At 69.3% G+C, this 9,584-nt stretch carries 9 protein-coding genes; 2 read left to right on the forward strand and 7 right to left on the reverse strand.

What is annotated here, in order from left to right; genetic code table 11:
• Window positions 1–76: 76 nt before the first annotated feature.
• Genes KBY86_RS14405 through ndk form a run of 4 tightly spaced genes read right to left on the reverse strand, consistent with a single transcriptional unit; the run spans window position 77 to window position 3,941 of the window.
• On the reverse strand, window positions 77–847 hold the full coding sequence (locus tag KBY86_RS14405; RefSeq protein ID WP_255141629.1) for a FecR domain-containing protein: 771 nt from the start codon (window positions 845–847) through the stop codon (window positions 77–79).
• A gap of 35 nt (window positions 848–882) precedes the next feature.
• On the reverse strand, window positions 883–2,718 hold the full coding sequence (locus KBY86_RS14410) for an adenylate/guanylate cyclase domain-containing protein (RefSeq protein ID WP_255141630.1): 1,836 nt from the start codon (window positions 2,716–2,718) through the stop codon (window positions 883–885).
• Between the two features lie 50 nt (window positions 2,719–2,768).
• Window positions 2,769–3,449 (reverse strand): FecR family protein, encoded by a 681-nt coding sequence (locus KBY86_RS14415; protein ID WP_255141631.1) that lies wholly within the window; start codon window positions 3,447–3,449, stop codon window positions 2,769–2,771.
• 33 nt (window positions 3,450–3,482) lie between these two features.
• A complete protein-coding gene (gene ndk, locus KBY86_RS14420; RefSeq protein ID WP_094512141.1) occupies window positions 3,483–3,941 on the reverse strand; it encodes a nucleoside-diphosphate kinase in 459 nt (152 codons plus the stop codon).
• A 286-nt stretch (window positions 3,942–4,227) separates the two neighbouring features.
• Here ndk and speA point away from each other — a divergent pair, with 286 nt between their 5' ends.
• Complete coding sequence (gene speA / locus KBY86_RS14425; protein ID WP_255141632.1) at window positions 4,228–6,204, forward strand: biosynthetic arginine decarboxylase; 1,977 nt, start codon at window positions 4,228–4,230, stop codon at window positions 6,202–6,204.
• Between the two features lie 9 nt (window positions 6,205–6,213).
• Here speA and KBY86_RS14430 read toward each other — a convergent pair whose 3' ends face one another.
• The 3 genes from KBY86_RS14430 to KBY86_RS14440 form a co-directional block, all read right to left on the reverse strand.
• Window positions 6,214–6,366 (reverse strand): hypothetical protein, encoded by a 153-nt coding sequence (locus KBY86_RS14430; protein WP_255141633.1) that lies wholly within the window; start codon window positions 6,364–6,366, stop codon window positions 6,214–6,216.
• Between the two features lie 61 nt (window positions 6,367–6,427).
• The gene (locus KBY86_RS14435; RefSeq protein ID WP_315855871.1) at window positions 6,428–6,811 is read right to left on the reverse strand and encodes a DUF3307 domain-containing protein; all 384 of its coding nucleotides are present in this window, start codon (window positions 6,809–6,811) and stop codon (window positions 6,428–6,430) included.
• Between the two features lie 66 nt (window positions 6,812–6,877).
• Window positions 6,878–7,579 carry an SIMPL domain-containing protein gene (locus tag KBY86_RS14440; RefSeq protein WP_094512149.1) on the reverse strand — a complete coding sequence of 234 codons (702 nt, stop codon included), beginning with the start codon at window positions 7,577–7,579 and terminating at the stop codon, window positions 6,878–6,880.
• Window positions 7,580–7,761: 182 nt separating this feature from the next.
• On the opposite strand from KBY86_RS14440, the gene KBY86_RS14445 reads away from it, so the two are divergent.
• Entirely contained in the window at window positions 7,762–9,372 is a 1,611-nt protein-coding gene (locus KBY86_RS14445; protein ID WP_255141634.1) for a mechanosensitive ion channel family protein, read from the forward strand.
• Window positions 9,373–9,584: the final 212 nt, after the last annotated feature.

The following is a 9,584-nucleotide window of genomic DNA, read 5'->3' on the forward strand; positions in this document are numbered from 1 at the left end:
CCCACCATGCCGGCCGGCCTAGCGGTGCCGGCCGGCATGGTGGGGCGGGCAGTCGCGGCAGCCGGCCGGATCCCCACTAGAACAACCGCGGCAGACCGAAACTCGGAATCGACGGGACCGACACTGGCGCGGAGGGCAGCGACACCCCGGGCACGTACGAGCGGATGTAGCTCTCGAGTGACCCGATCGCCGGCAGGGGTGTGGTGAAGCCCTGAAAGAGTGGTCCGTTGATCAGGGAGCCGTAATCACCGCTGGTGAGCCGCAACAGGGCGAGCACCACACCGGCGGGCGAGAGGCGCAGGCGTTCACCCGCGTTCACGGTGGTGGGTGCGGCGCCGGTCGGCGTGCCATCCCGGAGCGCTTCCACCTCCACAGAGCCCTCCAGCACCGAGAGCTCTGCGATGCCGTCGTCGTCGACCTGAAGCACATAGTTGGTGCCGCGCACGCTCAGCCGTGAGGAGCGGGTGCAGCCGCTCTGCGGGCCGGAGACGAGCACCTGGCCCTTGCTGAGCAGGAAGCAGGTGCTGCCAAGCCGCAGCTGGGAGAAGCGGTTGAGCCGTCCGGCGGCGCCGGAGGCGAAACCGAGCTGGGCGCGGCTGTTCTTCGTGCTGATCTCCTGCGGCGAGATGGCCGTCTGCTTCACCTTTGCCTGACGGTCGTCGATGTAGAGCTCCTTGCCATCAAGAATCTCCCGCACCGTTGCCTTCTCGTTGGCGCGCACAGGGGAGCTAGACAGAGCCAGACCCGCCCCAGCCGCCAGGCTCAGCAGGGCGGCTGGGCGCAGCAGAGCATTCAGGCTCAGCCGAGCGGCCAGGAGATCACCGGCGGAAGCAGCAAGAGCGGGCATGGCGAATCCTGAATCAGACGAAGCGAACGGCGCCGTCAATCTCCCGCGCCCGGATCAGGCAACGGAAAAGGGCCATCCAAACATTCTGGACCGTTTATCCGCCCGCACACACCCCGCAGGCCGAAGACCTCGAGCGGCTGGGGCCAGCCCTTGAGCGTGTGCGCCCCCAGAGGCACCACATCCAGCTCACCGGGCAGCAGGGCCAGCAGCTCCCCACTGATCAGGATCGGCTGCTCGGGATAGCGGCGGGTGAGCCCCTCCAGCCGGCTGGCCACGTTGACGGTGGCCCCCACCACGGTGAACTCCAGCCGCTGGGCCGCGCCGAGATTGCCGGCGGTCACCTCGCCCACGTGCAGACCGATGCCATGGCGCAGCGGCTGCCGGCCCACCGCCGCCAGCTCCCGGTTGAGCGCCTGCAGGCCGCTCTGCATCGCCAGCGCCGCCCGCACCGCCGCGCGGGCCTCCTCGCGATCGCCGCGGCTGCGGGGCACGCCGAATTCCGCCATCACCGCATCACCAATGAACTTGTCGAGCAGGCCCTGCTCCGCCAGCACGGCGCTGGCCATCACCTCGAAGTAGCGGTTGAGCAGGGTGAAGAGCTCGGTGGCGGGCATGTCGACACTCAGCGAGGTGAACCCCACCAGATCGCTGAACAGCACCACGCAGCGGGCGCGGCTGCCGCCGACCTGGGTCCAGATCGGCCCGGGGTTGCGAAGGATGTCGTGCAGCAGGGCGGGCGAGACACGCCGCGACAGCAACTGGTGGAGGTAGGCCCGTTCGCGGCCCTCCACCAGCACCTGCCCCACCGCCAGTAGTCCCCCTCCCGCCACCGTGGCCAGCAGCAGGGCAGCCAGGGGCAACCGCAGCAGCGCTCCTGCCCAGAGCCCCCAGCCGGCCAGCAGCGCCATCGCGATCATCACCAACGTGATCAGCAGGGTGTGACCAGCGGAGCTGCTGCGGCTGAGCCACCACCAGGCGCCGATCCCCCAGAACAGCAGCAGCCCCGCCTCAATCGGCAATGGGAGCGTGTGCAGCCCCTGGCCTGACAGGGCGTTGGCGATCGCCACTCCCAGCACCTCGGTGCCGCTCTGGGGACCGAAGGGAGTTTCCTGCTGATCCCCCAACTCCGGGGTGGTGGCGCCGAACAGCACCGTGCGGCCGCGCCAGAAGCCGGGGGGAGTGTCAAGCACCTGCCAGGCGGGCACCCGAGCCAGGCTGCCGGAGGGGCCGATGTAATTCAGGCCCATCGGGGCCCGAGGCAGCGGCCGGTCGTTGACCAGAAAGGCCATCGGGCGCGGGTGGGGCAGCGGGAAACCGGCCAGGTGCTGGTCGAGCCAGGCCTGCCCCGGCACAGCCTCCGCCATCCCCTGCGGGGACTGGAGCAGGATCGTCAGCCCGGGTGCCCCGAGGCCATGCAGCGGCTTTGCCAGGACCACCTGCGCCACTCCCTGCCGTTCACTGCGCCCGTAGCGGACGGCCAGATGCACCCGTTCGCGCCAGGGCGCCAGAGCCGCCTGGAAGGCCGCGTCATCGGCCGGCCCGAACGGGCTGGGCTGGCTGTATTCAATGTTGACGAGCACTCTGGCCGCCCCCTGCTCCAGCACCCTGGCGATCACCTGCGCCTGCAGGGCCCTTCGCCAGGGCCAGGGGCCCATCTCCCGCCACAGCGGCGACGCAGCCCGGTCGGCCGGCCTGAGCAGGGCCGCGAGTTGGAGCGATTCAGCATCGATGGCCAGCAGCACTGGATCCGGAGGAGCCGAGCGGGTGCCGCGCAACCGGAACCAGAGCGCGGCGATCTGGCCATCGGCCAGCTGCAGGGCCTGGCCTGCGGGTGTGACCGGCTCATGATCCAGCCCAGCCAGCAGGGGCAAGGCCAAGGCGAGCCACCAGAGCCTCCGCCACCGACCCGGCCCGAGCAGCCTCAACGGTCGAGGCCTAGCTCGCGCTCGATCACCGGCAGGGTTGCCATCGGGGCGGAGAAGCCATTCATCAGCACACTGGTGCGGCGGCGCACGCGCGCCTCCTCAACGCTGAGCCGGCGGGGGCCCACCCAAGTGCCTGTGGTGGTGGCGGTGAGGATCTCTCCACTATTGAGAGTGAAGCGGCGGCCATCGCTGGCGCTCACCTGCACGGTTCCTTCCCAGCTCAGAAAATGAACTTCGCTGGGAAAATCCTCGATGAACACCGTGGTGCCCTGAATCGAGGCCGTTCCCACCCGGGTGCGAACCCTGAGGGGAAGGAGGCGGGTCCCGTCCGGATCGATCCAGGCAATGATCTGGCCGCGCTTCAGGGAGGGGCCGCCCGGATCGAGCCGCAGCAGGGCATCACCGCCGAGGCGGAAACTGCTGCCATCCGCCAGCTGCACCTGCATCCGACCCGGGCGCTGGGTGCGGATCTCCGTGCGGGACGTCAGCACCTGGCCCGCGTTGGCCTTCTGCTCCCTTCGGCCGGGAGGCTTGATGAAGGCGGGTCGCTCCGCCACATCGATCACCCGGGGCAATTGCACGGTGGCCGGGGCCCCGCCGGAAAGGCCTAACACCGCCACCAGCGACACACCGGTGAGAACAACTGCGGCGTAAGCCAGGCTGGCGGAGCGCGGCATCAAGCTCGCTGTTACGGCCCTCAGGATGAAGGCTCAGGGCTCGACGCGCCACACCTGATCAGCCGGGGTCCAATCGCTGAGCTCGGAGGCTTCGAACCAGAGGCCAATCTCGAAATCGGCGGTTTCCGCCGCATCAGAGCCATGAATCACGTTGCGGCCGATGTTCACGGCCAGATCGCCGCGGATCGTGCCCGGCTCCGCCTCCAGGGGCTTGGTGGCGCCGATCAACTTGCGGGCACTGGCGATCACACCATCGCCCTCCCATACCATCGCCACCACAGGGCCGCTGGTGATGAAGGCCACCAGGCCGGCGAAGAAGGGCCGTTCCCGGTGCACGCCGTAATGGCTCTCTGCCAGTTCCCGGCTGGGCACCAGCTGCTTGAGGCCCACCAGCTTGAAGCCCTTGCGCTCGAAGCGCCCCAGGATCTCGCCCACCAGCCCGCGCTGCACCCCGTCCGGTTTGATCGCGAGGAAGGTGCGTTCGGTGGCCATGGCAGTTGCTCTGGGGAATGGGGCCATCGTCCGCGCTGGGGCTGCCGCTTGGCAAGCAACCTCGATGCGGGCAGGCGCCATGCCATCGGCTGGACCTGTTTCTGCTGAGGTACCGAGCCCCGGCGGGGCCGGCGCTCGGCCTGCAGCGGGTGGTGGGCAGAGGAGGCGCCCGGGACGGGGGGCGTGGCCGCGTCCTCGGCTGGGAGCTGACGCCTGCGTCGCCCTGAACCTGGCCTGTTTCCGCTGACTAAGCTGCCTTGGGCCGCTTCTTTCCAGCCCCGTGCCCATGCCTGCTGAAACCGTTGCCGCCGCTCCGTCGGGCCTGGCCTGGAGCGTGGCCGACAGCAGCCGCCTGTACGGCCTGGAGGCCTGGGGGGATCCCTATTTCACGGTGAGCGCTCGCGGCCACGTGATCGTGCAGCCCCGCGGCGAGCGCGGCGGCTCGCTCGATCTGGTGGAGCTGGTGCAGGAGCTGCGGGGGCGCAACCTCAGCCTGCCGCTGCTGATCCGCTTCGACGACATCCTCGAGGACCGCCTCGAGCGGCTGCACGGCGCCTTCGAGCGCGCCATCGCCCAGTACGACTATGCCGGCCGCTATCAGGGCGTGTTTCCGGTGAAGTGCAACCAGCAGCGCCACGTGGTGGAGCAGCTGGTGGAAAGCGGCCGGCAGTGGCATTTCGGCCTGGAGGCCGGCAGCAAGGCGGAGCTGCTGATCGCGCTCTCGCTGGTGAACGATCCCCAGGCGCTGCTGATCTGCAACGGCTACAAGGATCAGCGCTACATCGAGACGGCGATCCTGGCCCGGCGGCTCGGCCGGCAGCCGGTGGTGGTGATCGAGCAGGCCGATGAGGTGGAGCGGATCATCAGCGCCAGCCGCGACCTGGGGGCGGCGCCGCTGATCGGTATCCGCGCCAAGCTGGCCACCCGCAGCACCGGCCGCTGGGGCAGTTCGGTGGGCGAGAAGGCCAAGTTCGGCCTGTCGGTGCCCGACCTGCTGGCCACGGTGGAGGCCCTGCGCGCCGCCGGCCTGCTGGGCGAGCTGCGCCTGCTGCACTTCCACGTGGGCAGCCAGATCAACGACATCGCCGTGCTCAAGGACGCCCTCCAGGAGGCGGGGCAGATCTATGCCGCGCTCACCCGGCTGGGGGCACCGATGGGCTACCTGGATGTGGGCGGCGGCCTGGGCGTCGACTACGACGGCAGCCGTACCGCCACGGCCGCCTCCAAGAACTACTCGCTGCAGAACTACGCCAACGACGTGGTGGCCACCGTGCGGGAGTGCTGCGACAGCGCGGGCATCGCCGTGCCGACGCTGGTGAGCGAGAGCGGCCGGGCCCTCGCCAGCCACTTCTCGGTGTTGGTGTTCGACGTGCTGGGGGCCAGCGGCCTTCCCGGCGCCGTGCCGGCGGCCAGCGGCGAGGAGGCCCTGATCCTGCGCAACCTGCGTGACACCCATGCGGGGATCGAGGCGGTGGCGGCCGCGGACCCCGCGGCGATCGCCCTGGCCCTGGAGCGGTTGCAGGAGGCCTGGAACGATGCCCTCAAGTTCAAGGACGACGCGATGGCGGCTTTTCGCCTCGGCTACCTGGGCCTGCCGGAGCGGGGCCTGGCCGAGCAGCTCACCTGGGCCTGCTGCCAGGCGATCGCCGAACGGCTGGCCCTGCTGCCGCCTGAAACGCCGATTCCCCAGGAGCTGCGCACCCTGCCGGCGGCCCTGGCCTCCACCTATTACGCCAACCTCTCGGTGTTCCGCTCGGCGCCTGACACCTGGGCGATCGATCAGCTGTTCCCCGTGATGCCGCTGCAACGGCTGGACGAGCGGCCGGGCCGGCTGGGCAGCTTCGCCGATCTCACCTGCGATTCCGACGGCAAGCTGGCCCGCTTCATCGACCGGGGCCAGGTGAAGACCCTGCTGGAACTGCACCCGCTGCGGCCCGGTGAGCCCTACTGGATCGGCCTGTTCCTGGCCGGTGCCTACCAGGAGGTGATGGGCAACCTGCACAACCTGTTCGGCAGCACCGATGCCGTGCACATCCGCCTGGCGCCCGGCGGCGGCTACCGGGTGGATCACGTGGTGCGCGGCGACACCAATGCCGAGGTGCTGCAGGCGATGGAGCACGACCCCCAGCTGCTGCTGGAGCGGCTGCGCATGGCCAGCGAGACGGCGATCGCCCAGGGGCAGCTGGGCATCGGCGATGCCCGCCGCCTGATGGATCACCTGGAAACCAGCCTGCGGCAGACCACCTATCTGCAGGCCCGCTGAACCACCGGCTCAGCAGGAGGCGGCAGGGCTGAGGTAGCGCTCGATGTCGACGTCATCGAGCTGCTCGGGCTTGAGGAAGGCCTCGGCGTCGGTGCGAGGCACCCCGGAGCGCAGGAGCACGGCGACCCGATCGGGATCTGAGTCGATGGGCAGGATTTCCACCAGCGCCTGCGCGTGTTGCGGCCGGCTGCGCTGTCTCGCAGCGAATCAGGCACTGGCCGGTTCAGGAGAGCGCCAACCTGGCAGCGATATGCACGGCGCTGAACGCCCAGAGCAACTTGCAGAGCAAGTGAAGGGTCTGGTCGAGGCCAAGCCTGTAGTAGCCCGCGCATTTCCCCCAGTCGATCAGGGCATGCACCAGCCACTCGGCCACACCCAGCCAGACGATTCCAGTGAGGAGGGTGACCAGAAAGCCATGGACGCCGGCGTGGGCGGTGAGCCACCACGACCAGGGGAGGGTGTGATCGCGGCCCCTGCATTTCTCCACTGCCATGCGATCGCTCTGGAGGGCGAAATCACCGACGAAGTGCCCCATCGCCAGCAACAGAAACAGCTCCAGACCCGAGAGGCTGTGCGCAAGGCCCGACAGCATGGCTGGCTCCGTCATCGCTACAGAAAATCAGCATGACGGCACGCCCTTCAGACGGCTCAGCAAGCGCAGACCCTGGCACGTTCAACGGGCGCAGAAGGTGGCCTGCAGCGCCAGCCGATCCACGGGTCCGGGCAGTTCGGCCGGATCAAAGCCCACGCTCTCGGCGGCAACGGCCTTCATCAGCATGGGGCGCATGCCGCCTTCGAGCACCACGCCCAAGGGGGTGACCGTGCGCAGGCCGATCGCGTCAGCCAGATCCCGCGCCTGGGTGAGGGCGTCCTGGTAGGCCCCCTTGAGCAGCTGGCGCCGGGCGGCCGCATCACCGCCCGCCGACGGCTGGGTGCTCACCGGGGCCAGCTGCACCCCCGGCAGCCCGCCCACCTGGCGGATCAGCGCCTGCAGCCGGGCCGGGGCGAGCTCGCCACTCACCTGCAGCCGGGCCTGGATCGCGGCTGGCTGCTGCTTGGTGGCCGGCCGTGACCAGGTGGTGGGCGAAGTGACCTCCAGCTCGCTCACCTGCAACGCCTGCAGGGCGGTGCGCACGGCCGCCAGCCGCGTCTGGAGCTGCGCCAGGGCGGCGTCGTTGCCGGGAGCTTCGGCCTGCAGCTCCAGGGAGAAGCGCAAGCGGTCGGCAGCCCGCTTCAGCTCGGCGCTGCCCCGCACCTCCAGCGTGGTGCCGTCGCAGCGAAGCGGCTGTGCCTGCGCCAGGGCCGGCCGCGCCAGTAACAGGCAGGCCGGCAGCAGGCAGGCAGCGGTGGTGAGAGCGGGGAGGGCGCGACGCATCGCAGGGCTTTCAGTGGGGCAGGGCGGTCACGCCCCTCTGAAGCTTGGGGCCTGAACGGCTGTTTGCCGCCTCCAGACGCATAGGGTCAGATCTTCGTGGTTCCCCGTCGGCATGACCCCTAGGGTGCTGCCGGCAGGCCCTCTCCTCGCGGGGCTGCACCCTCCGCCACCGCCCTCTCCCCATGCATCCGCTGCAGGTGTGGCTGATCGCCCTCAGCAGCCTGGCCCTGCTGCTGTTGGCCCGCAATCTCTGCAGAGCGGGGCGCTGGCCGGCATTTCCCCTGCAGCTGCCGGCGGTGGCCACTGTGGTGTGGGCGATCAGCCGCTCGCTGTCGCCGCTGGTGATGCCGCTGGGATACCGGCCCTGGTTCGCCCTGCTCGATGAGCTGGTGTTGATCTATGCCGCGATCCGGCTGCTGCTGTGGGTGGGCCTGGAGGTGCCGGCGGCCCTGAAGCTGTGGAACCGGCCACCGGAAATCCTGCTGCAGCTGCTGATGCTGACCAGCGGCACGGTGGCCACCGTGGTGGTGTTCAAGGAACTGGCCCGCTTCGACCTGCTCGGCCTGGTGACCACCTCGGCCGTGCTCACCGCCATGATCGGCCTGGCGGCCCAGGAACCGCTCAAGGATCTGTTCGCCGGCCTGGAACTGCAGCTCGATGAGCACTTCCAGCAAGGGGATTTCGTCTGGCTCGAAGATGGCACCGCCGGCGTGATCGTGGAGATCAACTGGCGGGACACCTGCCTGCGGGATCTCACCGGCACCCTGGTGATCGTTCCCAACACCAAGATCACCTCCGAGGTGGTGCGCAACCATGGCGCCTTCGGCTTCATGGGCAACCGTTTCAGCATCGGCCTCGATTACGCCTTCCCCACCACCCAGGCCAGGCAGCTGCTGCTGGAGAGCGTGCGTCAGCATCCGCGCGTGCTGGCGGAGCCGGAGCCGATCGTGTGGGTGAAGGAGTTCGCCGACAGCGCGATTCTCTACGACATCGTGGTGTATCAGGCTCCCGGTGGTCTGGCCGCTCAGCTGTCGCTGCGGAGCGATCTGCTCGAACAGATCTGGTACCGGCTCGAGCGCGCAGGGCAGAGCATTCCCTATCCCGTGCGCGAGCTGCGACGCCAGGCTCCGCAGGGGAAGACGAGCCAGCCGGTGAGCAGCGCCGAGGCGGAGCGCAGGCGCCTGCTGGGACTCAATCCACTGTTCAAAGCACTCAATGAGGAAGAGATTGATCGCCTCGCCAGCCACATCCGCTGCGTGCGCTATGCCGCGGCAGAGGTGATCGTGCGCGAAGGGGATCGGGGTGGGGCGATGTATCAGGTGGTGAAGGGGAGTGTGGATGTGTGGAAGCAAAAACCTGGGGAAGCGCCGATTCACGTGGCCAACCTGGAGGCGGGCGCCCTGTTCGGCGAAATGGCGATGCTCACCGACAGCACGCGCAGCGCCACGGTGCAGGCTCAGGAGGAATGCCTGCTGCTGGAGGTGAACCGCGAGCACATCGGTCCGCTGCTGCAGGACAACCCAGAGCTGATGGAGCGCCTGGCACAACTGGTGAGCGGCCGCCGGGCCGAGCTGGAGGGGCTGGAGCAGGCAAGCCGGCTGGCCCAGCAGAACCAGTTGCTGCGCGCGATGCAGCAGCTCTTCACCACGCTGGGCTTCACCGCGGAACGCCCGGAAGCGGCTGCCGGGGATGCAGCCGCAGACCGTGCTGAAGCGGGCCGCGGCCAAGCAACAGTGGGCGAACGCAGTGGAACTGCCGATGGACCAGAAGGTGGAGCGGCCGATCGCCCCTGAGACAGAGCTGCCATTCAGAAGCGGGCGTCTGGGTCGGATGAAGGCCTTTGAGGCGAGGCCATGCGGTCGGATCAGGAGCGCCGCTACCTCAGCGCCTTGGGAAAGAGCAGGAAGCGGCTCGATGCATTTCTAGTTGCCCGCTCAGCCCAGGGCGGCGGCCAGGGCGGCGCGCGCCTCATCGAGCGCCGCCGGCAGGGCGGCGCCGTCGAGGG

It is taken from the genome of Synechococcus sp. Lug-A, assembly GCF_024345655.1.
In the GTDB taxonomy this organism is placed as follows: domain Bacteria; phylum Cyanobacteriota; class Cyanobacteriia; order PCC-6307; family Cyanobiaceae; genus MW101C3.